Below are 24,444 nucleotides of genomic sequence, written 5' to 3' on the forward strand. Positions count from 1 at the left end.
CTGAACCGCTGCCGTTCTACGACGACAGCGCCTGAATCGGTGTCTTGGGCATTCGCTCGAGCGAGTAGCAGACAATACGCTTTGTTAGCGCTAACATCACCAGTATCGACAAGCTCGTCATAGAGCGTCCAATACTGAAAAATTACTTTTATATGCATTTTGGTTTTTAAGAAGGATCGAGCCTTGAGCCAAGAAAAGCCCCGAAAACGCCGTGGCGCCGGACGCGTGACCCTGAATGCGGTGGCACGCCAGGCGGGTGTTTCGGCGATTACCGTGTCGCGCTATTTCAATCAGCCGGAAACCGTCTCGCCGGAGCGCCGCGAGCGGATCGCGGCGGTGGTGGCCGAGCTGGGTTACGTGCCGAATCTGGTGGCCGGCGGACTGGCGTCGGCGCGGGGCAAAATCGTCGGCATGGTGATTCCGAACATCTCCGGGCCGATCTTCGCCAACACCATTCAGGGCTTCAGCGACACCCTCAGCCGCCACGGTTATCAATTGCTGCTGGCGTCGAGTTACTTCAGTACCGAGCAGGAAGAAAACGCCGTGCGCGCATTTCTCGGCTGGTCGCCGGCGGCGCTGGTACTGACCAGCCACTTCCACAGTTCGGGCACGGAAAAGATGATCGCCGAAGCGGATATTCCGGTGATCGAAACCTGGGATTACCAGCCGGATCGCGAGCCGATGCAGATCGGCTTTTCGCACTATGAAGTCGGCGTGACCGCTGCGCGTTATCTGCACGATAAAGGCTATCGCCGCATCGCCTTCGTACAGAACAGCGCTCCCGGTGACCTCAGTGCCCTCGAGCGTCGCGACGGTTACGCCGCGACCGTGCGCGGGTTCGGCCTTGAGCCGTGGGTGTTCGCCCCCGACGCCGACCGCGCGCCGTTTGAAGCCGGCAAGCAAGCGATGGAAGCGCTGATGAACGCCTCCCCGCGCGCCGACGCGATCATCTTCGCCAACGACAACCTCGCCGCCGGTGGCCTGCTCGCCGGGCAACGCGCCGGCATCAAAATCCCCGAAGACTGCGCCGTGCTCGGCTTCGGCGATTACCCGTTCGCCGAGATGCTGTTGCCGAGCCTGAGCACGATCGAACCGCCGGCACTGGAGATTGGCGTACTGGCGGCAACGCGGGTATTGGAAAGCCTTGGGGTGTTGCCGAGCGATGATGTGCAGCGCCTGAATCTATTGCAGTGCAATGTGATCGAGCGCGAGAGCACCTGACCAAAATGGCCTAGGCTGGATTGGCTATGCTCGAAGTAACACCGAGGTGGCCCTTTCGCGGGCAAGCCCGCTCCCACAGGATCTTGGTTGTACGCAGAATCTGTGAATGACCGAGATCACTGTGGGAGCGGGCTTGCCCGCGAAGGCGTCCGATCAAGCACCGCATGACCCGCAGGCACGCCTATGCACACCGCCATCATCATCTTCTTCGGCCTGGCCCTGCTCGCCCTGATGCTTTACATCGGCGAGCGCATTGGCTTCAGCCGGCAGACGCTGGCCTACAGTTTCGCCGCGCTGTGGCTGGCGTTGACGGTGATCAATGGCGCGGTGGGGGTGGTGCATGCCGGGCAGCCGCTGGGGTCGGAGATCGCGGTGGGCAGTGCGGTGTTCGGGGTGCCGATGGCGGCGATGGTGTTGTTCATGGTGCTGAGCGCCGAGTCGTGAAACGTCCCGGCGCTCAGTTGCCGATCAACGCACCAGATGCAGGAACTGCATGTGGCGTTCGTACTGGTCGAGGATGTCGTTGATGATCTGCTCTTTGGTGTAGCCGACCAGATCGTAGTCCTGACTGCCCTCGCTCAAGTGCACTTCAGCGCGGTAGTAGCGGCGGTTGTTGAGTTGCTTGGAACCCATGCCTCCGCGCGCAAACGACGGCGTGAAGTAGCCGCGCATCTGCACCTGGTAGACAAACGGATGCTGTTCGCCATGACCGATTTCCAGGCTGATGTTGTCGTGCGCCGGATCCGGCTGGGTGACCACGTTCAGACCTTTCTCGGCGAACACCGCCGTCACCTCTTCGATCGCCGGCCGCACCGTGGTGTCCATGAAGCGGTACACCTCGTCGCGTGACGGGAAGTGCACGGCCTGGCTCAGACGCTGACGCCAGCCACCCTTGCCACGGCGTGAACCGGAGACCGGGGCCAGCGAATGCAGCTGCGCGATCTGTTTCTGCGACTCCAGATAGAACGCCTTGTGCAGGCCCCACATCATCAGCAACAGGATCATCGAGAACGGCAACGAGGTCAGCACCACCGCCGACTTCAGTGCATCGATGCTGCCGGAGAACAGCAGCGCACTGGTGATCAGCGCGGTCATCGCGCCCCAGAACACCCGCAGCCATTTCGGCCCGTCTTCGTCCGGGTTGCCGCCCTTGGCCGACAGGGTCGAGAGCACCACGGTGCCGGAGTCGGCCGAGGTGACGAAGAACACGAAGCTGATGAACACCGTCACCGCGATGACGGTTTTGCTCCACGGGTAGGTTTCCAGCAGCAGGTAAAGGCTCATTGACGGATTGTCGAGGGCCGACATCCCCAGCGCCGACATGCCGTGGTTGAGCACCTGATCGATGGCGCTGTTGCCGAAGATCGACATCCACGCCAGGGTGAAACCCAGCGGAATCAGCAGCACGCCGAAGACGAATTCACGGATGGTCCGACCACGGGAAATGCGCGCGATGAACAGGCCCACGAACGGCGACCATGCGATCCACCAGGCCCAATAGAACACCGTCCAGCCACCGAGCCAGTCGCTCGGTTTGTCGTAGGCGTAGAGGTCGAAACTCTTCATCGGCAACGCGCCGAGGTAATCGCCGAGGTTCTGGATCAGGGTGTTGAGCAGGTGCTGGGTAGGCCCGGCGAACAACACGAACAGCAGCAGCGCACAGGCCAGCAGCATGTTGATGTCGGACATCACCCGCACGCCCTTGTCCACACCCGACACGGCAACGATGATCGCCGCGCCCATCATCAGGGTGATCAGGCCGACCTGAATCCATTGGGTGTGCGCGATGCCAAACAGGTAGTCGAGACCGGAGTTGAGGTGCAGCACGCCGAAGCCCATGTCGGCACCCAGACCGAACACCGTGGCGATGATACCGAAGCCGTCCACCGCATAACCGATGGGGCCGTTGATGCGCTTGCCGATCAGCGGGTACAGCGCCGAACGCAAGGCCAGCGGCAGGTTATGCCGGTAAGCGAAATAGGCCAGCGCCATGCCGACGAAGGCGAACACGCCCCAGCCGTGCAGGCCCCAGTGCAGAAACAGAATCTGCATCGCCTGCCGCGCCGCATCGGCGGTGCCGGCCTCGCCTTGCGGCGGTTGGGCCAGGTGCGTCAGTGGCTCGGATACGCAAAAGAAAAACAGCGTGATGCTGATCCCGGCGGCGAACAGCATGCCGGCCCAGGACAGGTAACTGAACTCGGGTTCGTCGTGGTCGGCACCGAGTTTGATCTTGCCGTAGCCCGATAACGCGGTGACCACCACGAAGACCAGATACAGCGTCATCGCGAGCATGTAGTACCAGCCGACCGTATTGGCCGCCCAGTTTTGCGCAGCCAGCAACCAGGCGCCGGCCTGCTCCGGCATGGCAATGACAACCAGACCAAACAGCAGAATGACCGTCGCGGCGAAGTAGAACACCGGCGGATTCATGCGCACCAGACCGCTGGCGGGGGTAGACGATGCACTCATGAAACGTGCACCTCGAGGGGTTGAAACGTGGCTGAAATGATCGGACTCAGCAAAGGCAAGCCTCCTGTTGTGAGCGGGCAGCGAACCACCGGTTTAACTTGAATGAACGTTCAAGTTAAACATGGATAGGGTGGTAAGGACTAATCGCAGGGCCAGGCGGTAGTTTTCCTACAGTAGCCCAAGGAGGGGTATGACGCGGGTTTGGGGGGATTCGTTCAATGGAGAATTGGCTGAATGCCATCAACCTGATTCGATGCGAAAATTGTGGCGAGGGAGCTTGCTCCCGCTGGACTGCGCAGCAGTCCCAATCCGGCGTCAGTCGCAATTGGGAGTCCTGCGGCCTCCAGCGGGAGCAAGCTCCCTCGCCACAAACGAATTGGATGTTTTACTTCTGCGTCCCGTCATCATGCTGCAGATTGGCCTGGGTCAGGTTGCTCCCCGCCGGCACACTCCGCGTCAGCCAGACATTACCGCCGATGGTTGAACCCTGGCCGATGGTGATCCGCCCGAGAATCGTCGCCCCGGCGTAAATCACCACGTCATCCTCGACAATCGGATGCCGCGGATGGCCCTTCTGCAACTGCCCGTCTTCATCCGCCGGGAAGCGCTTGGCGCCCAGAGTCACGGCCTGATAAATCCGTACCCGCTCGCCGATGATCGCGGTCTCGCCGATCACCACACCCGTGCCGTGGTCGATGAAGAAGCTGCGGCCGATCTGCGCGCCCGGATGGATATCGATGCCGGTGGCCGAGTGCGCAATCTCCGCGCTGATTCGCGCCAGCAACGGCAACCCGGCGCGATACAGATGATGCGCCAGACGATGGTGAATCACCGCCAGAATCCCCGGATAGCACAGCAACACTTCATCGACGCTGCGCGCCGCCGGATCACCGTGATAGGCGGCCAGCACGTCAGTATCGAGCAGGCTGCGCAGGCCCGGCAAGGCCAGGGCAAAATCCCGAATTATACGGATCGCCTGAGCTTCGACATCAGCATCACCTTGAGCGCTGTGCCGCGCGACATAACGCAACTCCAGCCGCGCCTGCGCCAGCAAGGCATTCAATGAGGTATCGAGGGTATGCCCGACATAGAAGTCCTCACTTTCCTCACGCAGATCCACTGGCCCCAGCCGCATCGGGAACAACGCACCACACAGCGCCTCGAGAATCTCGGCCATCGCGGCGCGGGACGGTAACTCGCGACCACCCTGCTCGCCGCTGGCCCGGCCATTCTGGGTACGCCACTGATCCCGCGCGGTACGCAGTTGGCTGACGATGGTCTGCAATTGCCAATGGCTGGAACGCTCGCTCACGGTAAAGACTCCTCACGGGCGGCCGGACGGTCGGGCCGCGTCAACGGCGACTACTTTACGACATGCCCGTGAGGGCGCATCAAGAACCGATAGTGCTGGACTAAGCACATTTGGCTATAAGCAATTCACGGTTGCCCCGCTAAAACCGCCTGCCTATAGTCCTGTCATCTTCCTCCGCCAGTACGGGCTCATGATCAAACAACAGCTGGATCGCTTTAACCGTCTCGACCTGCTCGGCCAACCCACGCCACTGGAAAAACTCGAACGCCTGTCCGCCTGGCTGGGCCGCGATGTGTACATCAAACGCGATGACCTGACGCCGTTGGCCATGGGTGGCAACAAGCTGCGCAAACTCGAATACCTTGCCGCCGACGCCCTCGCCCAAGGCGCCGACACGCTGATCACCGCCGGCGCCCTGCAATCGAACCACGTACGCCAGACCGCCGCATTGGCGGCCAAACTCGGCCTGGGTTGCGTGGCGCTGCTGGAAAATCCGCTGGGCACCGACGACAGCAACTACACCGGCAACGGCAACCGCCTGCTGCTGGACTTGCTCGACACCAAGGTCGAGCTGGTGGACAACCTCGACAACGCCGACGAATTACTGGCCGCCCTCGCCGTGCGCCTGCGCAGCAATGGCAAGAAACCCTATCTGGTGCCGATCGGCGGCTCGAATGCACTCGGTGCATTGGGCTACGTACGTGCCGGTCTGGAACTGGCGGAACAGATCAAGGACACCGGCCTGGATTTCGCCGCCGTGGTGTTGGCCTCGGGCAGCGCCGGAACCCACAGCGGTCTGGCGCTTGCGTTGAGCGAAGCGCTGCCGCAATTGCCAGTGATCGGCGTGACGGTCTCGCGCAGCGAAGAAGATCAGCGACCGAAAGTGCAGGGTCTGGCCGAGCGCACGGCGGACCTGCTGGGCGTAAAATTGCCCGTGAACTTCAAGGTCGAGTTGTGGGACGAATACTTCGGCCCGCGTTACGGCGAGCCAAATGCCGGGACACTCGCGGCGGTGAAACTGTTGGCCAGTCAGGACGCGGTGCTGCTCGACCCGGTGTACACCGGCAAGGCCATGGCCGGATTGCTCGACGGGATCGGCCGCCAGCGTTTCAACGAGGGTCCGATCATCTTCCTGCACACGGGTGGGGCGCCGGCGTTGTTTGCCTACAAGGACGCTTTGAGCGGTTGAAGTGCTTTTGTGGCGAGGGAGCTTGCTCCCGCTGGGGCGCGCAGCGCCCCCAAACTTGCTTCCCCATTTTCAGTTGAACACTGGCGGCAGGTATTGCGACTGCTGCGCAGTCGGGCGGGAGCAAGCTCCCTCGCCACAGGCAGATGCCACATATTCCATATATGAATATCAAATTAGATATTAAGTATTTTCAAGTCTAAAGCAGACATCTTATAGTCTCGCCGCAGGCGAATTTCGGGCAAGACGCATAAGCTGCTTTAGGGCACGATAACGCAGTCGTTGAATTCCCGGATTCGCCAACTTTCCTTAAGCGTCTTCCATAAGAAAACACAGGGGCTTGTCATGAATTTTTCCGCACTACGTCGCAATCTGCTGGTAGGTTCGCTGGGCCTTGCACTGAGCGCCGGCCTGATCGGTCAGGCAACCGCCGGTGAGCAGTTGCAACAGATCAAGGACAAAGGCGTCATCAACGTCGGCCTGGAAGGCACTTACCCACCGTTCAGTTTCGTTGATGCCGACGGCAAGCTGTCCGGTTTCGAAGTCGAACTCTCCGAAGCCCTGGCGCAGAAACTCGGCGTCAAAGCCAAGATTCAGCCGACCAAGTGGGACGGTATCCTCGCTGCACTGGAATCCAAACGTCTCGACGTCGTGGTCAACCAAGTGACCATCTCCGACGAGCGCAAGAAGAAGTATGACTTCTCCGAGCCGTACACCGTTTCCGGGATTCAGGCGCTGGTGCTGAAGGACAAGGAAGCCAAGTTGAACATCAAGACTGCCGCCGATCTGTCCGGCAAGAAAGTCGGTGTCGGCCTGGGCACCAACTACGAACAGTGGGTCCGCGCCAACGTGCCGGGCGCTGACGTGCGTACCTACGACGATGATCCGACCAAGTTCGCCGACCTGAACAACGGCCGCACCGACGCCATCCTGATCGACCGTCTGGCTGCACTGGAATACGCCAAGAAAGCCCCGAAAACCGTGGCTGCCGGTGAAGCGTTCTCCCGTCAGGAATCCGGTATCGCCCTGCGCAAAGGCGAGCCTGAGCTGCTGGCGGCGGTGAACAAGGCGCTCGACGAGCTGCGCGCCGACGGTACCCTTGAGAAGCTGTCGAAGAAATACTTCAACGCTGACGTCACCAAATAATGGAAGAAGCTTTCCAACTCGCACTGGATTCCGCGCCCTTTCTGCTCAAGGGCGCGTATTACACGGTCATCCTCAGCCTGGGCGGCATGTTCTTCGGCTTACTGCTGGGCTTCGGCCTGGCCTTGATGCGCCTGTCGCGCTTCAAACTGGTGAGCTGGATTGCCCGCATCTATGTGTCGTTCTTTCGCGGCACGCCGTTGCTGGTGCAACTGTTCGTGATCTATTACGGCTTGCCGCAATTGGGTCTGGAACTGGATCCGCTGCCGGCGGCGCTGATCGGCTTCTCGCTGAACATGGCCGCCTACGCCTGTGAAATCCTGCGTGCGGCGATCGGTTCGATCGAGCGCGGCCAGTGGGAAGCCGCTGCGAGCATCGGCATGACCCGTGCGCAGACTCTGCGCCGGGCCATCCTGCCGCAAGCCATGCGCACGGCGCTGCCGCCGCTGGGCAACAGCTTCATTTCGCTGGTCAAGGACACGGCACTGGCCGCCACCATTCAGGTGCCGGAACTGTTCCGCCAGGCGCAACTGATTACTGCCCGGACTTTTGAAGTCTTCACCATGTATCTTGCCGCCGCGCTGATCTACTGGATTCTGGCCACGGTGCTGTCGCACCTGCAGAACAAGTTGGAAGAGCGGGCCAATCGGCACGACCAGGAGTCCTGACCCCATGATTGTCGTGGAAAAACTGACCAAGCAGTTCAAGGGTCAAGAGGTGCTCAAAGGCATCGATCTTGAGGTGAAGGAAGGTGAGGTCGTGGCCATCATCGGCCCCAGCGGTTCGGGCAAGACCACGTTCCTGCGCTGCCTGAATTTCCTTGAACAACCCACCAGCGGCCGGATCAAGGTCGGCGATATCGAGATCGATACCAGCCGCCCGCTGAGCCAGCAACAGAGCCTGGTGCGCAACCTGCGTCAGCACGTGGGCTTCGTGTTCCAGAACTTCAACCTGTTCCCCCACCGCACGGCGCTGGAAAACGTCATCGAAGGGCCGATCGTGGTCAAGAAGATGCCGCGCGAGCAAGCCGTTGCCCTGGGCATGAAGCTGCTGGCCAAGGTCGGTCTGGCCGGCAAGGAAGATGCTTATCCGCGTCGTCTGTCCGGCGGTCAGCAGCAGCGCGTGGCGATTGCCCGGGCGCTGGCGATGGAGCCGGAAGTGATCCTGTTCGACGAGCCGACCTCGGCCCTCGACCCGGAGCTGGTGGGCGAGGTGCTGGCGACCATTCGCGGTCTCGCTGAAGAAAAACGCACCATGGTCATCGTCACCCACGAAATGGGTTTTGCCCGCGACGTGGCCAACCGTGTGGTGTTTTTCGACAAGGGCGTGATCGTCGAACAAGGCGAAGCCAAGGCGTTGTTTGCCAATCCGAAAGAAGAACGCACCCAACAGTTTCTCAGCAAGTTCCTGAATCACGCCTGAGAACATTATTGTTTTTAATCATTAACTTCCACGGATGGAAGTTATACTTCCCCCCGCCTGAAAAATATTTGAATCCCTCCAGTTTAAAAACCTGTCAAAACAATACATTTATCCTCTGCAACAGATAAAAATAATCTGCGGCGCGCTTTTGCGCCTGTAAAACCACTTAAACCGGTCTACACAGAAACCGCAGAAACTCCGGAAGAATCGTAGTTCCATTCGCCATAACAGCTAGGCAGCATGCCTGATCAGCGTAGGAAGCTTCTGATTAATCCGTAATTCATTGATTAACTAACATGCTCTATTGACACTCTTTCCCGCACGCTCTTATCTAGTCGGCAACCGGCACCCAGTAGTTGAATAAATCCGTACTCAGCCCGAACAAAAGTTCACGGTTGCATTACCGATTCATCACGCCTTTTGTTTTTTCAAGACATGGAATTCGCCGCAAGACTTCAAGGAGAGAACCTGATGACCCGCACTTCGCATATTGCCGAACTGGCAGCGCCGAACCTCGCATCCGCACACAACAACGCGATCAACCTGGCGGCTGCCGCGCATTTGCTGATTGATGTGCTGCCCTATTCCGGCATGGACGCCGGTGATCTGATCGAACTGTTCTGGAACAACTGCTACGTTGCATCGCGGGTCTTGACCAGCGAAGACGTTGGCGCCTCGATCAGCCTGCGGGTACCGGAGAGTTTTATCGCCAGTGGCACCGCACGGATTCACTATCGGGTGATGCAGATCGGCCAGGGGCCGGCGCTGTCGGCGGCAACCCGGGTGCAGGTCAAGCTCGATTGCCCCGGCGGCCAGCCTTCGCCGCTCTGCGGTGACGAGAATCAGCAACTGGCGCCCGTCTCGCTGCCCGACACCATTCGGCGCCAGGGCGTGAATCCCTATCAGATCAAACGCGGTGTACCACTGACCATCGAACCCTACCTGAACATGGCCGAGGACGACGCCATTACCTTGCGCTGGGGCGACGTGCGCATGGACCTGGCCCGGATCACCGCAGCCGATGTCGGCCTTCCGATTCAGGTCTGGGTACCACCGGCAGTGATCGTCGAAGGCGGTGAGGATCTGCGTCTGGACGTGACCTACTGCATCATCGACTGGGTGGGCAACAACTCACGCTGGGCACCGCCACGGGCGCTGAAGATCGGCTGTGTGAATCCTTATCTGAAGGTACCGTTGCGCCAAGCGCTGAAGGCTGCTGAATCGCGCAAAGAAGAGCGCTGAACTTTGTGGCGAGGGAGCTCGCTCCCGCTGGGGTGCGAAGCGCCCCCAGAACCTGCAGAACGCGTTCTTTCAATTGAAACGTGGAGATCAGGTTTCGCAACTGCTGCGCAGTCGAACGGGATGGTGCGACGATTCGACGAGCTCCTTGCCACACTCCAGTCACCGAAACAAAGTTGTTAACCAACCCGACCACCACCCCTTCTATACATATTCCTAAAAGTTAGTTTATTTAATATTTATACACGCTTAGGGTATATGAACCGGACCACCGGACATTCTTTCGTTCGCCGCACTTTTGCGGCGTTTTTCATGAGATGTGAGGTAGGTAGTATGGTCCGGAACACAATCACCCCAGTGCAGATCGCCAGGGCATTGCGTGCAGCCAAGGAGCGGCACTGATGTCCAGTCTGGCCGATGCAAACGTCCAGTCGGATCTGGACATCGCCCCGTTGTTGTTGCCCGCGCAGGTCTTGCGCAACGACGCCCAAGCCATCAAGGCTGCCCACGAACTGGCGCAAGTTGCCCGCGTGCAGGCCGCCAAACGTGATCGTCAGCGCAAGCTGCCGTGGTCGGAAATCGAACAGTTCACCCGCAGCGGTCTGGGCAGCATTGCCATCCCGCGTGAGTACGGCGGCCCGCAGGTTTCGTTTGTCACGTTGGCCGAAGTGTTCGCGATCATTTCCGCAGCCGACCCGGCACTGGGACAGATCCCGCAGAACCAGTTCGGCATTATCAATCTGGTGCTTGGCAGCGCCACTGAAGAACAGAAAAAGCAGCTGTTCCAGAGCGTTCTGGAAGGCTGGCGCATCGGCAATGCCGGCCCTGAGCGCGGCACCAAAAATACTCTTGAATTGAAAGCGCGTATCACCGCCGATGGTGATGATTACGTGATCAACGGCCAGAAGTTCTACTCCACCGGCGCGCTGTTCGCGCACTGGGTGGCGGTCAAGGCGCTCAATGACGACGGCAGGCAAGTGCTGGCCTTCGTCCGCCGTGGCACCCCGGGCCTGCGCATCGTTGATGACTGGTCGGGCTTCGGGCAGCGCACCACCGCCAGCGGCACGATTTTGCTGAACAACGTGCGGGTCGAGTCGAGCCTCGTCGTCGATAACTGGAAGATCAACGAAAAGCCCAATACCCAAGGCGCGGTGTCGCAATTGATTCAAGCGGCCATCGACGCCGGCATCGCCCGTGGCGCCATTGACGACGCCATCGAATTCGTTAAAACCCGCGCGCGGCCATGGATCGACGCCAAGGTCGAACGCGCCAGCGATGACCTCTACGTGATCGCCGACATCGGCAAACTGAAAATCGAACTGCACGCGGCTGAAGCACTGCTGCGCAAGGCCGGGCAAGTGCTGGATCAGGTACACACCGCGCCGCTGACCGCCGAATCCGCCGCCCGCGCCTCGATTGCCGTGGCCGAAGCCAAAGTGCTGACCACCGAGATCTCGCTGCTGGCCAGCGAAAAACTCTTCGAACTGGCCGGCAGCCGCGCGACCCTCGCCGAATTCAACCTCGACCGTCACTGGCGCAACGCCCGGGTGCACACCTTGCACGACCCGGTGCGCTGGAAATATCACGCGGTCGGCGCCTATCGCCTGAACGGTACTTTGCCGGCCCGCCATTCCTGGATCTGACGACCGCACACTTTCTCAAAGGCATTGGAGAGAACCATGACTTTTTCCCATCCCGTCGCGGTCATCACCAGCGATGAGCAAGCCCTGATCGTCGCCAGCGACCTGGCCGAAGATTTCAAACGCGACAGTGCCGTGCGTGACCGCGAACGCCGCCTGCCACTGCCGGAGCTCGACGTGTTTTCCCGCTCCGGCCTGTGGGGCATCAGCGTGCCCAAGGAGTATGGCGGCGCCGGCGTGTCCAACGTGACCCTGGCCAAAGTCATCGCCCTGATCGCTCAGGCCGACGGCTCCCTCGGACAGATTCCGCAGAACCATTTTTACGCCCTCGAAGTGCTGCGGGTTAACGGCAGCCACGAGCAGAAACAGCGGCTGTACGCCGAGGTGCTGGCCGGTCAACGTTTTGGCAACGCCCTGGCGGAACTGGGCACCAAAACCGCCCACGACCGCGTCACCAGTCTCAAGCGTGACGGCGACGGCTATCGCATCAACGGGCGCAAGTTCTACGCGACCGGCGCGATCTACGCCCAGCGCATCCCGACCTCGGTGGTGGATGAAAACGGCGTGCAGCAACTGGCCTTCGTCCCGCGTGACAGTAAGGGCCTGACGGTGATCGACGACTGGAGCGGTTTCGGCCAGCGCACCACCGGCAGCGGTTCGGTGGTGTTCGAAGACGTCTACGTCGCCGCCGAGGACGTGATTCCGTTCCAGAGCGCCTTCGAGCGTCCGACCACGGTCGGCCCGCTGGCGCAGATTCTTCACGCCGCCATCGATACCGGTATCGCTCGCGCCGCTTACGAAGATGCCCTGCACTTCGTGCGCAGCAAGACCCGGCCATGGATCGACTCCGGCAACGACAAAGCCACCGAAGACCCGCTGACCCTGAAGAGTTTCGGTCACTTGAGCATTCGTCTGCACGCCACCGAAGCACTGCTGGAACGCTCCGGCGAATTCCTCGACAAGGCCCAGGCCGAGACCAACGCCGAGACCGTCGCTGCCGCCTCGATTGCCGTCGCCGAAGCACGGTCGATCAGCACTGAAATTTCCCTGGCGGCCGGCAGCACCCTGTTCGAACTGGCCGGCAGTCAGGCGACCCTGATCGAGCACGGCCTCGACCGTCACTGGCGCAACGCCCGGGTGCACACCCTGCACGACCCGGTACGCTGGAAGTTTCACGCGGTGGGTAACTACTACCTCAACGATGAAAACCCTCCGCTGCGGGGGACGATCTGATGAGCGGCGCGAAAAAGAAGATTCTGCTCAACGCGTTCAACATGAACTGCATCGGCCACATCAACCATGGCCTGTGGACGCATCCGCGCGACACTTCGACGCGCTACAACACCCTCGAATACTGGACCGAACTGGCGCAGTTGCTGGAGCGCGGGCTGTTCGACGGGCTGTTCATCGCCGACATCGTCGGCGTGTACGACGTCTATCAGAATTCGGTGGACGTCACGCTCAAAGAGTCGATCCAGCTGCCGGTCAACGACCCGCTGCTGCTGGTCTCGGCCATGGCTGCGGTGACAAAAAACCTTGGTTTCGGCCTGACCGCCAATCTCACTTACGAGCCGCCGTATCTGTTCGCCCGCCGCATGTCGTCGCTCGATCACCTGAGCCGCGGTCGGGTCGGCTGGAATATCGTCACCGGTTACCTGGACAGCGCCGCCAAGGCCATGGGCCTGCGCGAACAGGTCGAGCATGACCGTCGCTACGATCAGGCCGACGAGTACCTTGAAGTGCTCTACAAACTCTGGGAAGGCAGTTGGGAAAACGGCGCGGTGCTCAATGACCGCGAGCAACGCATCTACGCGCAGCCGGAGAAAGTGCACAAGGTCGAACACCACGGCGAGTTCTATCAGGTCGAGGGATATCACCTCTGCGAGCCGTCGCCGCAGCGCACACCGGTGCTGTTCCAGGCTGGCAGTTCGGATCGCGGTTTGCTGTTCGCCGGGCGCCACGCCGAGTGCGTGTTCATCAGCGGCCAGAACAAACCGTCGACCAAGGTGCAGGTGGACAAGGTCCGCGCCAGTGCGGTCGAGGCCGGGCGCAATCCCGAAGACATCAAGGTGTTCATGGGCCTCAACGTGATCGTCGGCGCGACCGAAGAAGCCGCGTGGGCCAAGCACGCCGAGTACCTGAGTTATGCCAGCGCCGAGGCCGGCGTCGCGCATTTCTCGGCCTCCACCGGCATCGACTTTTCCCAGTACGAAATCGACGAACCGATCCAGTACGTCAAGAGCAATGCCATCCAGTCCGCGACCAAGAACCTGCAGAACAACGACTGGACCCGACGCAAATTGCTCGAGCAGCACGCTCTCGGTGGCCGCTACATCACCGTGGTCGGTTCGCCTGAGCAAGTGGCGGATGAACTGGAAGCGTGGATCGCTGAAACCGGGCTCGACGGCTTCAATCTGACGCGCATCGTGACCCCGGAAAGCTATGTCGATTTCATCGAGCTGGTGATTCCGGAGTTGCAGCGGCGTGGGTCGTACAAGACTGCGTATGAGAGCGGCAGTTTGCGCGAGAAGTTGTTCCACGGTGAGGCGCATTTACCTGAGCAACACACTGGCTCTTCATACCGACATTAAAAGCTTCGCTGGCAAGCCAGCTCCCACAAGGGTCTGTGGCGTTCACAAAACCTGTGGGAGCTGGCTTGCCAGCGATGAGGCCCGACCAGACACCACAAAATTCATGCACTGACTGGAAAAACCACCATGACCAAGAAACGTCTCTCCCACCCAGTCAAAGCACTGGCCCTGGCCTTCGGCCTGTTCAGCTCAGCGGTGTTCGCCGCTGATGCACCACTGAAAATCGGCACCACCGCCGCCTTCGCCATTCCCCTGGAAGCTGCCGTAGAAGAGGCCTCCAAACAAGGCCTGAAAGTCGAACTGGTGGAGTTCACCGACTGGATCGCGCCGAACGTCAGCCTCGCCGCCGGCGACATCGACGTGAACTACTTTCAGCACATCCCGTTCCTCGAAAACGCCAAGGCCGCTTCCGGTTTTGACCTGGTGCCGTTCGCCCCGGGCATCATCAACAACGTCGGCCTCTATTCGAAAAAATACAAAAGCTTCGACGAGTTGCCAGAAGGCGCCAGCGTCGCCATCGCCAATGACCCGATCAACAGCGGTCGCGGTCTGCAACTGTTGGCCAAGGCCGGCCTGATTACCCTGAAACCGGGGGTCGGCTACAAGGCCACCGAAGACGACATCGTCGCCAACCCGAAGAAGATCAAGATCCTCCAAGTCGAAGCCGTGCAACTGGTGCGCGCCTATGACGACGCCGATCTGGTCCAGGGCTACCCGGCCTACATTCGTCTGGCGAAGACCTTCGACGCCGGCTCGGCGCTGCTGTTCGACGGCCTCGACCACAAGGAATACGTGATCCAGTTCGTGATCCAGCCAAAGAGCAAGGACGATCCGCGCCTGATCAAATTCGTCGACATCTACCAGCACTCGCCGGCCGTTCGCGCCGCCCTGGATAAAGCCCACGGCAAGCTGTATCAGGCCGGCTGGGAAAGCTGAACATGACGGCCGCGATCCAACGGCGACTGGAGATTCCAGAGCCCAAAAATGCTAAAAAAACCGAACTGCATCCCGAGCTGAATCGCGCCCACGTGCGCTTCATCGGCCTGGGTAAAACCTACGAGGGTCGGCAAGGCCCGGTCGCGGCCCTGCAAGGCATCGACCTGGCGATCCAGCGCGGCGAGGTGTTCGGCATCATCGGTCGCAGCGGCGCCGGCAAGTCGTCGCTGATCCGCACCATCAATCGTCTGGAACAACCCACTGCAGGGCGGGTGCTGATCGATCAGGTCGATATCGGCGAGTTCGATGAAGACCGTCTGGTGACCTTGCGCCGAAGGATCGGCATGATCTTCCAGCACTTCAACCTGATGTCGGCCAAGACCGTGTGGCAGAACGTCGAACTGCCATTGAAGGTGGCTGGCGTGCCGAAGGCACAACGCGAGCAGAAAGTCCGCGAACTGCTCGAACTGGTCGGCCTGCAAGCCAAGCACACGGCCTACCCGGCGCAGCTTTCCGGCGGGCAGAAGCAGCGCGTCGGCATCGCACGCGCATTGGTGCATGACCCGGACATTCTGCTCTGCGACGAGGCCACTTCGGCGCTCGATCCGGAGACCACCCAATCGATCCTCGGCCTGCTGCGCGAGATCAACCAGCGCCTGGGCCTGACCATTGTGCTGATCACTCACGAAATGGCGGTGATCCGCGAAATCTGCGACCGCGTGGTGGTCCTGGAACACGGGCGGATCGTCGAGCAAGGCCCGGTCTGGGAGGTGTTCGGCAATCCGCAGCACGAGGTCAGCCAGACCTTGCTCGCGCCGCTGCAACACGCCTTGCCGGCAGAGCTGCAGAATCGCCTGCATGCCCAGCCACCCTACTCCGAGGCAGCGGTGGTGCTGCGTTTGCAGTTCACCGGTAGCGCCGCCGACGAGCCGGATCTGGCCGCGTTATTTACCGCCCTCGGTGGACGCGTGAGGTTGCTGCAGGGCGGCGTCGAACGGATTCAGGGCCACGCGCTGGGACAACTGTTGTTGGCGGTCAGCGGCTCATCCTTGAGCGCCGAACAATTGCGCGAGCGCGCCGGGCAGTGGGCGCAACGGGTGGAGGTATCGGGTTATGTGGTTTGATCGTTTGCTCCAGGGTTTCATCGACACCTTCCTGATGGTCGGCGTGTCGTCACTGATCGCGTTGCTGGTGGGGATCCCGATGGCGGTGATTCTGGTCACCAGCGACAAGGGCGGGATCTATCAGGCGCCGCTGCTCAACCGGGCGCTGGGCGCGTTCGTGAATCTGTTCCGCTCGATCCCGTTTCTGATTCTGATGGTCGCGCTGATTCCGTTCACCCGGCTGATTGTCGGCACCACCTACGGTGTGTGGGCGGCGGTGGTGCCGCTGACCATCGCCGCGACGCCGTTCTTTGCGCGGATTGCCGAAGTGAGTCTGCGTGAGGTCGATCACGGCTTGATCGAGGCGGCGCAAGCCATGGGCTGCCGGCGCTGGTACATCGTCTGGCATGTGCTGTTGCCTGAAGCGCTGCCGGGGATCGTCGGCGGGTTCACGATTACGCTGGTGACCATGATCAACTCGTCAGCCATGGCCGGGGCGATTGGTGCCGGCGGTTTGGGCGATATCGCTTACCGCTACGGTTATCAACGTTTCGACAGCCAGATCATGCTGACGGTGATTGTGTTGCTGGTGGCGTTGGTAGCGGTGATTCAGTTGGGCGGGGATCGTCTGGCGCGGGGCCTGAACAAGCGTTAAGGCATGCCGCGCCTCTGAAACCGCTATCGCGAGCAGCGGCCCCGCGGGTTGGCGTATATTCGACACACACCAACTGCCGCGCAGCACCTGACCATGAAGCAAACGCCCACCGATCTGGAACAGATCACCGCCACCACCCTCGGCCACTACAACTCGGTGGCCGAAGACTTTCGCGAAGGCACCCGCGATCACGATGTCAGCCAGAACATCGACGCGCTGCTACGGCATATCCACGGCACTGCGCCGTTCACCCTTCTCGATTTCGGCTGCGGCCCGGGGCGCGACTTGCAGACGTTCACCCGCCTGGGCCACGTCGCGGTCGGCCTCGATGGCACGCCGGAATTTGCGCGCATGGCCCGCGAGGACAGCGGTTGCGAGGTCTGGCAGCAGGACTTTCTGAAACTCGATCTGCCGGCCGAGCGCTTCGACGGCATCTTCGCCAATGCGGTGCTGTTTCATGTGCCGTCGCAGGAGTTGCCGCGAGTGCTCAAGCAGTTGCATGGCACGCTGAAACCGGGCGGGGTGTTGTTCAGCTCCAATCCGCGCGGGGATAACCGTGAGGGCTGGAACGGGCCGAGGTATGGCGCGTATCACGATCTTGAAGCGTGGCGCGGGTTGTTGACGGCGGCGGGGTTTGTCGAGCTTGAGCACTACTACCGGCCGGCAGGCTTGCCGCGCGAGCAGCAGCCTTGGCTGGCCAGCGTTTGGCGGCGGGTTGGCTGAAGATCAAAAGATCGCAGCCTTCGGCAGCTCCTACAAAGGATTACCTGTAGGAGCTGCCGAAGGCTGTGATCTTTTGCTTTTACCTTAAGCGGCCTCTTTCTGCGGCTCGCGAATCTTGTACCAGGCCACATACAGCGCCGGCAGAAACAGCAGGGTCAGCAACGTTGCGACCACGATCCCGCCAATCATCGCGTAGGCCATCGGCCCCCAGAACACTTCGCGGGCGATCGGGATCATGCCCATGCTCGCCGCCGCCGCGGTCAGCAGGATCGGCCGGCGACGGTGCTCGGTCGCTTCCACCACCGCATCCCACGGCGCATAGCCCTTCTGTTCGAACTCATCGATCTGCGTCACCAGAATCACCGAGTTGCGGATGATGATGCCGATCAGTGCCAGGATCCCGAGAATCGCCACGAAGCCCATCGGTGTCCCGGTCGGCACCAGCGCCAGCACCACGCCGATCAGCCCGAGTGGCGCGACGCTCGCCACCAGGAACATCTTCTGCACGCTGTGCAGCTGGATCATCAGGAAGGTCGCCATCAAAAACAGCATCAACGGCAGCACCTTGGCAATCGGTCCCTGGGCCTTGCCGCTTTCCTCGACCGTACCGCCGGTGGCGACTTTGTAGCCGACCGGCAGTTTTTCAGCGAAGGCATCGATTGACGGCTTGAGCAGTTTCACCAGGTCGGTCGGCTGGATCTCGTCGCGCACCGAGGCCTTGATGGTGATGGTCGGCAAACGGTCGCGACGCCACACCAGCGGCTGCTCCAGCTCATACCGCACAGTGGCGAAGGCCAGCAGCGGAATCGAGGTGCCGTTGGGTGTGACGATCTGCAGGTTCTGCAAAGTTTCCGGGGTGCCGCGCTCGGAATCCACCGCCCGGCCAACAACGTTGATCAGGTAGATATCGTCATCGACCTGGGTCAATGGCGAGCCGCTGACGATGCTGTTCATCAGCTTCGCCACGTCTTCCGACGACAGCCCGAGCTGACGCGCCTTGTCCTGGGCGATGTCGATGCGCAGGACTTTGCCCGGCTCGTTCCAGTCGTAAATGATCTCGCCGATGTGTTCGTTCTTGTCCAGCTCGGTCGCCAGGTCGATGGCGTGCTTGCGCACCTGATCGATGTCCTTGCCGCTGACCCGGTACTGGATCGGCCGCCCCACCGGCGGGCCCATTTCCAGCGCCTGGACGTAACTGCCGATGCCGACGAAGTCCTTGTGCAGACGCTCGCGCAAGCGTTGGCTGAGGGCTTCGCGGGCCTCGAAGTCTTTGCTGACGATCACCAGTTGCGCGTAGTAAGGGTTCTGTAATTGCTGGTCGAGCGGCAGGTAGAAACGGATTGCGCCCTGACCGATGTAAGTGCTCCAGCGCACGATGTCCGGGTCGCCCTTGAGCGTGGCTTCGAGCTTGTCCACAGCCTTGCGGGTTTCGTCGATCGAGGCGTTTTGCGGCAGGTTCAGATCGACGAGGATTTCCGGGCGGTCGGAGGACGGGAAGAACTGGTTCTGCACAAAGCGCATGCAGAACACCGCCAGCACGAAGCACAACACGGTGATGCCGATCGCCCACCAGCGGTTGCGCATCGACCACAGCAAACCGTGGTTGAACGCACGGCCAATGCGCCCCGGCTCACCTTCGTGGGGTTTCACATTGGTGCTGAGGATGTGCACGCCAATCACCGGTGCGAACAGCACCGCGACGATCCACGACACCAGCATCGCCACCGCGATCACCGCAAACAGGGTGAAGGTGTACTCACCGGCGGAGCTGGCGTTGAGGCCGATCGGCACGAAACCGGCGACCGTCACCAGCGTACCGGTGAGCATCGGGAATGCCGTCGAGGTGTAGGCGAACGTCGCCGCCTGCTCCTTGGTCTCGCCCATTTCGAGGCGCGTGACCATCATCTCCACGGTGATCATCGCGTCATCCACCAGCAGGCCGAGGGCGATGATCAGTGCGCCGAGAGAAATCCGCTGCATGGTGATGCCGCTGTATTCCATGAACACGAAGACCATCGCCAGCACCAGCGGAATCGAGCACGCCACCACCAGTCCGGCGCGCACGCCAAGACTGATGAAGCTGACCACCAGCACGATGATCACCGCTTCGAACAGCGCGCTGGTGAAGCCGCCGACGGCCTCTTCCACCACCACCGCCTGATCGGACACGGTGTGTACGCCGACACCCACGGGCAAGTCGGCCGTCAGTTGGTCGATGCGCGCGTGCAGCGCTTTACCGAACTCCTGCACGTTGCCGCCCTTCTGCATGGCGATCGCCAGGCCGATGGCCGGTTTGCCGTCGAAGCGGAATTCCGGCGTGGCCGGGTCGACGTAACCACGGCTGATGTCGGCGACGTCGGCCAGCCGATAGAAACGGTCGTTGAGCTTGAGGTTGACCTCGGCCAGATCCTTCTCCGAAGCGAACTGCCCCGAAGTGCGCACGGAAATCCGCTCCGGCCCGGCCTCGATCACCCCCGCCGGGGTCACCGCGTTCTGCGATTGCAGGCTCTGCACCACCTGGCGCTGATCGATGCCCAGCGCCGCGAGTTTGCGGGTGGAGAAGTTCAGGTAAATCACTTCGTCCTGCTGGCCGATCATTTCGATCTTGCCCAACCCCGGAACGTTGCGGATCTCGGCGCGGGCCTGTTCCACGTAGTCGCGCAACTGGCGCATGGTCAGGCCGTCGGCGGTAAAGGCGTAGACCGAGCCGTACACATCGCCGAACTCATCGTTGAATCCGGGGCCCTGAATCCCTTGGGGAAACTGCCCGCGAATGTCATCGATCTTCTTGCGCACCTGGTACCAGATTTCCGGAATGTCCTTGGCGCTGGTGGTGTCGCGCAGGTACACGTAGACCGTCGATTCGCCGGGGCGCGTGTAGCTTTTCACGTAGTCGAGAGAATCGAGTTCCTCGAGTTTTTTCTCGATGCGGTCGGTGACCTGCTTGAGGGTTTCTTCCTGAGTCGCACCCGGCCACTTGGTCTGGATGACCATGGTCTTGATGGTGAACGACGGGTCTTCTTCGCGCCCCAGATTGAAGTAGGAAAACACCCCCATCAGCAGCGCGACGAACATCAGGTACCAGACGAACGACTGATGCTTGAGGGCCCATTCGGAAAGATTGAAAGAGCCTTTCATTGACTGTCCTCGTCGAGTTTCACGGCTTGTCCGGGTTTGAGACTGTTGACGCCGGCGCTGACCACCTGCTCACCACTCTTGACCCCGCCGGCGAGCACCACGGTGCTGTCGGTGCGGCTGGTGACGCTGACATCGCGCGGTGACACGGTTTTGCTCTGGGTGTCGATGACCCAGATGCGGGTCTTGCCGTCGACTTCCTGCAACGCCGTGGCGGGCAGTTCGATGCGTGGTTTGATCGCCGAGCTGAGGGTCACGCTGATCGCCGTACCGAGACGAAACCCGGTGGGTGTTTCGCTCAGGGTCAGGCGGGCGCGACGGGTACGCGTGGCACTCTGCGCCTGGGGTTCGATTTCACGAATGATCGCCGTGGTGTGAATGCTCGGGTCGAGCTGCGCGGCCACCAGAAACACCACGTCGGACGGGATCTGATCGACCAGCGTGTCCGGCAGGTCGATCACCGCTTCCTTGATGTCCGGTTGCGCCAGGGTCACCACTTGCTGGCCGGCGGTCACCACCTGGCCGGCCTCGGCATTCCATGCGGTGACCACGGCCTTGTGGTCGGCACGCAATTCGGTGTAGCCGAGTTGATCCTGGCTCTGATTGACCGCCGCACGCGCCTGATCGAGCGAAGCCTGGGTGGTTTTCAGGTCGGTGGTGGCGATGTCCAGTTGTGCCTGGGCACCCACTCCGCGATCGAACAGTGCCTGCTGCCGCCGGGCGTTGGCCTGGGCGTTGATCAGTTGCGCCTGGACCTTGGCCAGATCGCCCTGGGCCGAACGTAACTGGTTCTGCTGATCGCTCGGATCGAGGGTGGCGAGCAGCGTGCCCTTGTCGACCTCCGCGCCAACATCGACGTTGCGACTGGCGATACGGCCGCCGACGCGAAACCCGGTATTGCTCTCGTAACGCGCCTGAATGCTCCCGGCAAAACGCCCGAGGGTTTCCTCGTTCAGCGCCTGCACCTTGATCGACAATACCGGCCGCACCGGCTCCGGCGGTGGCTCGCTTTTCGAGCAGGCGGCCAGCAACACGCCGATGGACAACAGCCCCAGACGCTTCATGGCTGCGCTCCCGGTTGCAGATCCTTGTAGGTGTTTTCTGCCACCTCGACTTTTATCCCCGGGTGCAGCAGTTGCCCACCGGCCACGATCACCTTCTCGCCGCCGGTGAGTCCTTCACTGATGATCACGTTGCCGGTCAGATAGCGGCCGACCGTGACGTTGTGCAGTTGCGCCTCGCCCTTGTCATCGACGATCCACACGGCGGGGTCGCTGATGTTTTTGGTCAGCGCCGACCACGGCAGTTCCACTGCCGACTTGCCCGAGCCTTTGGCGCTGGCACTGACCACCGAGCCCAGCTGCATGCCCTGCGGCAGGCTGTCGAGGGTGACCTTGACCTGCACCGTGCCGGACTGCGCCGACACCGCCGGGGTGATTTCGCGCACGGTGCCGGTGGTCTTGATGTTGGGGTTGTCGAGCAGGCTGACCACAATCGAGCGATCGGCAGGCCGTTCCGAGAGCAGCGATTCGTAGACATTGAACACCGCATCGCGCTCGCCATCGCGGGCCAGTTTGAAAATCGGCGCGGTCGCCTGGACCACCTGGCCGACTTCAGCCTGGCGCTCGGTAATGATGCCGGGAGCATCGGCGATCAGCGCGGTGTAACTGAGTTGATCCTTGGCATTGGCCAGTTGCGCCTGCGCTGCGCTCAGGGCGCTCTGGCTGCTGCGCAAGGCGGCTTGAGCGGAGTCGAATTCGCTCTGGCTGGTGTAACCCTTGGGCAACAGTTTCTGCTGCCGCACGAACGCCGCGGCGCTCTGTTTGACCCGTGCCTGCTCAGCGACCACCTGTGCCTGGGCGGAGTCGACATTGGTCTGCAAATCCTTGGGATCGAGTTTGGCCAGCACTTGCTTGGCGCTGACCCGGTCGCCGACATCGACCATACGCTGGATGATCTTGCCGCCGACACGGAACGACAGTTCGGTCTGCACCCGGGCCTGAACGTCACCGGTGAGGGTCACGGCAGCGGCGTAATCGGCCGGTTTGACCTCCTGCACGAAGACTCGTGGCAGGTACTCCGCCGGGGCCTCTTTCTTGCCGCAAGCGGTCAGCGCCGTGAGCAGGCTCAGCACGACAACTGTTTTCAATCCGGGACTCGCCATGCAGACTCCTTCCTGTGTACGAACGTGCAAGTGACGATACGACTGTGAGCTTAGAACAGGGTTCAACCTTCGCTCGCGGGAATAACGCATTTTCCACATTGATTTCTGTGGCGAGGGAGCTTGCTCCCGCTCGACTGCGAAGCAGGCGCAAACCTCTCGAATCGGGGTTTGGGGCCGCTTCGCAGCCCAGCGGGAGCAAGCTCCCTCGCCACAGGGGTACGGGCACGGCACACTATCGGCTCCGGCAAAGGAAACGCCCATGCTCAAGACCCTCGCGGTGGCCAATTACCGCTCGATCAATAAATTGGTGATTCCGCTGGGCCGGCTGAACCTGATCACCGGCCCCAACGGCAGCGGCAAGTCCAACCTCTATCGGGCCTTGCGCCTGCTGGCGGAGACCGCGCAGGGCGGCGTGGTCAACGCGCTGGCCCGCGAGGGTGGGCTGGATTCGACGTTCTGGGCCGGGCCGGAAACCATCAGCCGGCGCATGCGCAACGGCGAAGTGGCGATCGAGCCGACGGTGCGTCAGGGCGTCAAACGTCTGCGCCTGGGGTTTGCCGGGGAAGATTTCAGCTACTCCATCAGTCTCGGCCTGCCCGATTCCAACGGACATTTCATGCTGCCGGGGGACACTCATCCCAGCCCCTCGCGCTTCAGCCTCGATCCGCAGATCAAGCGCGAATGCATCTGGGCCGGACCGCTCTATCGTCCGGCCAGCCTGCTGGTAGATCGCAACGGCCCGATGATTCGCGCCCGCGAAGCCCGCAGCTGGGACGTGCTGGCGCAGCACACCCCGAATTTCGACAGCCTGTTCGATCAGATCGGCAGTCTGCGCAGTTCGCCGGAAGTGTTCCAGATGCGCGAGTTCATCCGCCGCTGGCGCTTCTACGATCACTTTCGCAGCGACGCCGACGCCCCGGTGCGCCAACCGCAACTGGGTACGCGCACGCCGGTGCTGCACCACGACGGCCGCGACCTCGCCGCAGCCCTGCAGACCATCAATGAAATCGGCGACCCCGAGGCGTTGCAGGTGGCGATCAGCGATGCCTTTCCCGGCGCACGGCTGAACATCGCCCCGCTGGCCGGCGGACGCTTTGCCATCGAGTTCTTTCAGGAGGGGTTGCTGCGGCCATTGTCGGCGGCGGAGCTATCGGACGGCACCTTGCGTTATCTGCTGCTGATCGCCGCGCTGCTAACGCCGCGCCCGCCGTCATTGATGGTGCTGAACGAACCGGAAACCAGTCTGCATCCGGATCTGTTGCCGGCGCTGGCACGCTTGATCATTCGCGCTTCGCAGGCGTGTCAGGTGTGGGTGGTGTCCCATGCGCGACGGTTGATTTCGGCGTTGCAGGAAGACTCGGAGTGCAATTGCATCGTGCTGGAGAAGACGCTGGGACAGACCGGGATTGTCGGCCAGCGGGTGCTGGATGAGCCGGCGTGGAACTGGCCGGATTGAGCGGCACCTGAGCGAGCTCTTTCGCGAGCAAGCTCGCTCCCACAGTTGG

General features: G+C 61.4%; 20 protein-coding genes. 15 read left to right on the top strand and 5 right to left on the bottom strand.

From position 1 onward, the window contains the following. The first annotated feature begins 183 nt into the window (after positions 1-183). Entirely contained in the window at positions 184-1,221 is a 1,038-nt protein-coding gene (locus PMI25_RS19260) for a LacI family DNA-binding transcriptional regulator (RefSeq protein ID WP_007964716.1), read from the top strand. Between the two features lie 183 nt (positions 1,222-1,404). Continuing rightward, complete coding sequence (locus tag PMI25_RS19265; protein ID WP_007964717.1) at positions 1,405-1,665, top strand: hypothetical protein; 261 nt, start codon at positions 1,405-1,407, stop codon at positions 1,663-1,665. A gap of 24 nt (positions 1,666-1,689) precedes the next feature. Here PMI25_RS19265 and betT read toward each other — a convergent pair whose 3' ends face one another. Next, positions 1,690-3,651, bottom strand: a complete 1,962-nt coding sequence (gene betT / locus PMI25_RS19270; RefSeq protein ID WP_177325728.1) for a choline transporter BetT — start codon at positions 3,649-3,651, stop codon at positions 1,690-1,692. Positions 3,652-4,075: 424 nt separating this feature from the next. Continuing rightward, complete coding sequence (epsC, locus tag PMI25_RS19275) at positions 4,076-5,002, bottom strand: serine O-acetyltransferase EpsC (protein WP_007964719.1); 927 nt, start codon at positions 5,000-5,002, stop codon at positions 4,076-4,078. A 190-nt stretch (positions 5,003-5,192) separates the two neighbouring features. On the opposite strand from epsC, the gene PMI25_RS19280 reads away from it, so the two are divergent. The 12 genes from PMI25_RS19280 (at position 5,193) to PMI25_RS19335 (ending at position 17,640) form a co-directional block, all read left to right on the top strand. Continuing rightward, positions 5,193-6,191: a D-cysteine desulfhydrase gene (locus tag PMI25_RS19280; protein ID WP_007964721.1), complete on the top strand. Its 999-nt coding sequence runs from the start codon at positions 5,193-5,195 to the stop codon at positions 6,189-6,191. A 342-nt stretch (positions 6,192-6,533) separates the two neighbouring features. Further along, the gene (gene tcyJ, locus PMI25_RS19285) at positions 6,534-7,334 is read left to right on the top strand and encodes a cystine ABC transporter substrate-binding protein (protein WP_007964723.1); all 801 of its coding nucleotides are present in this window, start codon (positions 6,534-6,536) and stop codon (positions 7,332-7,334) included. Then, positions 7,334-7,999, top strand: a complete 666-nt coding sequence (tcyL, locus tag PMI25_RS19290; RefSeq protein ID WP_003220607.1) for a cystine ABC transporter permease — start codon at positions 7,334-7,336, stop codon at positions 7,997-7,999. Before tcyJ ends, tcyL begins: the two co-directional genes overlap by 1 nt. A gap of 4 nt (positions 8,000-8,003) precedes the next feature. Beyond that, a complete protein-coding gene (gene tcyN, locus PMI25_RS19295) occupies positions 8,004-8,753 on the top strand; it encodes an L-cystine ABC transporter ATP-binding protein TcyN (RefSeq protein WP_003220606.1) in 750 nt (249 codons plus the stop codon). 471 nt (positions 8,754-9,224) lie between these two features. Continuing rightward, on the top strand, positions 9,225-9,995 hold the full coding sequence (locus PMI25_RS19300; protein WP_007964726.1) for a hypothetical protein: 771 nt from the start codon (positions 9,225-9,227) through the stop codon (positions 9,993-9,995). A 398-nt stretch (positions 9,996-10,393) separates the two neighbouring features. Next, positions 10,394-11,635 (top strand): SfnB family sulfur acquisition oxidoreductase, encoded by a 1,242-nt coding sequence (locus tag PMI25_RS19305; RefSeq protein WP_007964728.1) that lies wholly within the window; start codon positions 10,394-10,396, stop codon positions 11,633-11,635. Between the two features lie 36 nt (positions 11,636-11,671). Further along, positions 11,672-12,865 carry an SfnB family sulfur acquisition oxidoreductase gene (locus PMI25_RS19310; RefSeq protein WP_007964730.1) on the top strand — a complete coding sequence of 398 codons (1,194 nt, stop codon included), beginning with the start codon at positions 11,672-11,674 and terminating at the stop codon, positions 12,863-12,865. After that, a complete protein-coding gene (locus tag PMI25_RS19315) occupies positions 12,865-14,223 on the top strand; it encodes an LLM class flavin-dependent oxidoreductase (RefSeq protein ID WP_007964732.1) in 1,359 nt (452 codons plus the stop codon). The genes PMI25_RS19310 and PMI25_RS19315 overlap by 1 nt, the downstream gene beginning before the upstream one ends. 126 nt (positions 14,224-14,349) lie before the next feature. Beyond that, positions 14,350-15,159 (top strand): MetQ/NlpA family ABC transporter substrate-binding protein, encoded by an 810-nt coding sequence (locus tag PMI25_RS19320; protein ID WP_007964733.1) that lies wholly within the window; start codon positions 14,350-14,352, stop codon positions 15,157-15,159. A gap of 2 nt (positions 15,160-15,161) precedes the next feature. Continuing rightward, positions 15,162-16,283, top strand: coding sequence for a methionine ABC transporter ATP-binding protein (locus PMI25_RS19325; protein ID WP_007964735.1), 1,122 nt, complete (start codon positions 15,162-15,164; stop codon positions 16,281-16,283). Continuing rightward, positions 16,273-16,917, top strand: coding sequence for a methionine ABC transporter permease (locus PMI25_RS19330; RefSeq protein WP_007964737.1), 645 nt, complete (start codon positions 16,273-16,275; stop codon positions 16,915-16,917). Before PMI25_RS19325 ends, PMI25_RS19330 begins: the two co-directional genes overlap by 11 nt. 93 nt (positions 16,918-17,010) lie before the next feature. Continuing rightward, on the top strand, positions 17,011-17,640 hold the full coding sequence (locus PMI25_RS19335; RefSeq protein ID WP_007964739.1) for a class I SAM-dependent methyltransferase: 630 nt from the start codon (positions 17,011-17,013) through the stop codon (positions 17,638-17,640). 84 nt (positions 17,641-17,724) lie between these two features. Here PMI25_RS19335 and PMI25_RS19340 read toward each other — a convergent pair whose 3' ends face one another. The 3 genes from PMI25_RS19340 to PMI25_RS19350 are packed head-to-tail and all read right to left on the bottom strand — an operon-like array spanning position 17,725 to position 22,939. Continuing rightward, positions 17,725-20,778 carry an efflux RND transporter permease subunit gene (locus PMI25_RS19340; RefSeq protein WP_007964741.1) on the bottom strand — a complete coding sequence of 1,018 codons (3,054 nt, stop codon included), beginning with the start codon at positions 20,776-20,778 and terminating at the stop codon, positions 17,725-17,727. Further along, a complete protein-coding gene (locus tag PMI25_RS19345) occupies positions 20,775-21,839 on the bottom strand; it encodes an efflux RND transporter periplasmic adaptor subunit (protein ID WP_007964743.1) in 1,065 nt (354 codons plus the stop codon). Before PMI25_RS19345 ends, PMI25_RS19340 begins: the two co-directional genes overlap by 4 nt. Next, positions 21,836-22,939 (bottom strand): efflux RND transporter periplasmic adaptor subunit, encoded by a 1,104-nt coding sequence (locus tag PMI25_RS19350; protein ID WP_007964746.1) that lies wholly within the window; start codon positions 22,937-22,939, stop codon positions 21,836-21,838. Before PMI25_RS19350 ends, PMI25_RS19345 begins: the two co-directional genes overlap by 4 nt. A gap of 259 nt (positions 22,940-23,198) precedes the next feature. Here PMI25_RS19350 and PMI25_RS19355 point away from each other — a divergent pair, with 259 nt between their 5' ends. Next, entirely contained in the window at positions 23,199-24,395 is a 1,197-nt protein-coding gene (locus PMI25_RS19355) for an AAA family ATPase (protein ID WP_007964749.1), read from the top strand. Positions 24,396-24,444: the final 49 nt, after the last annotated feature.

It is taken from the genome of Pseudomonas sp. GM30 (genome assembly GCF_000282275.2).
Taxonomy (GTDB): Bacteria; Pseudomonadota; Gammaproteobacteria; order Pseudomonadales; family Pseudomonadaceae; genus Aquipseudomonas.

Excerpts from the sequence above, each read along its gene's own strand:
- PMI25_RS19335 (WP_007964739.1), top strand. The coding sequence starts at position 17,011 with ATGAAGCAAACGCCCACCGATCTGGAACAGATCACCGCCACCACCCTC.
- betT (WP_177325728.1), bottom strand. The coding sequence starts at position 3,651 with ATGAATCCGCCGGTGTTCTACTTCGCCGCGACGGTCATTCTGCTGTTT.
- PMI25_RS19320 (WP_007964733.1), top strand. The coding sequence starts at position 14,350 with ATGACCAAGAAACGTCTCTCCCACCCAGTCAAAGCACTGGCCCTGGCC.
- PMI25_RS19280 (WP_007964721.1), top strand. The coding sequence starts at position 5,193 with ATGATCAAACAACAGCTGGATCGCTTTAACCGTCTCGACCTGCTCGGC.
- PMI25_RS19305 (WP_007964728.1), top strand. The coding sequence starts at position 10,394 with ATGTCCAGTCTGGCCGATGCAAACGTCCAGTCGGATCTGGACATCGCC.
- tcyL (WP_003220607.1), top strand. The coding sequence starts at position 7,334 with ATGGAAGAAGCTTTCCAACTCGCACTGGATTCCGCGCCCTTTCTGCTC.
- PMI25_RS19340 (WP_007964741.1), bottom strand. The coding sequence starts at position 20,778 with ATGAAAGGCTCTTTCAATCTTTCCGAATGGGCCCTCAAGCATCAGTCG.
- PMI25_RS19330 (WP_007964737.1), top strand. The coding sequence starts at position 16,273 with ATGTGGTTTGATCGTTTGCTCCAGGGTTTCATCGACACCTTCCTGATG.
- PMI25_RS19355 (WP_007964749.1), top strand. The coding sequence starts at position 23,199 with ATGCTCAAGACCCTCGCGGTGGCCAATTACCGCTCGATCAATAAATTG.
- PMI25_RS19315 (WP_007964732.1), top strand. The coding sequence starts at position 12,865 with ATGAGCGGCGCGAAAAAGAAGATTCTGCTCAACGCGTTCAACATGAAC.
- PMI25_RS19345 (WP_007964743.1), bottom strand. The coding sequence starts at position 21,839 with ATGAAGCGTCTGGGGCTGTTGTCCATCGGCGTGTTGCTGGCCGCCTGC.
- PMI25_RS19350 (WP_007964746.1), bottom strand. The coding sequence starts at position 22,939 with ATGGCGAGTCCCGGATTGAAAACAGTTGTCGTGCTGAGCCTGCTCACG.
- PMI25_RS19310 (WP_007964730.1), top strand. The coding sequence starts at position 11,672 with ATGACTTTTTCCCATCCCGTCGCGGTCATCACCAGCGATGAGCAAGCC.
- tcyJ (WP_007964723.1), top strand. The coding sequence starts at position 6,534 with ATGAATTTTTCCGCACTACGTCGCAATCTGCTGGTAGGTTCGCTGGGC.
- PMI25_RS19325 (WP_007964735.1), top strand. The coding sequence starts at position 15,162 with ATGACGGCCGCGATCCAACGGCGACTGGAGATTCCAGAGCCCAAAAAT.
- tcyN (WP_003220606.1), top strand. The coding sequence starts at position 8,004 with ATGATTGTCGTGGAAAAACTGACCAAGCAGTTCAAGGGTCAAGAGGTG.
- PMI25_RS19300 (WP_007964726.1), top strand. The coding sequence starts at position 9,225 with ATGACCCGCACTTCGCATATTGCCGAACTGGCAGCGCCGAACCTCGCA.
- PMI25_RS19265 (WP_007964717.1), top strand. The coding sequence starts at position 1,405 with ATGCACACCGCCATCATCATCTTCTTCGGCCTGGCCCTGCTCGCCCTG.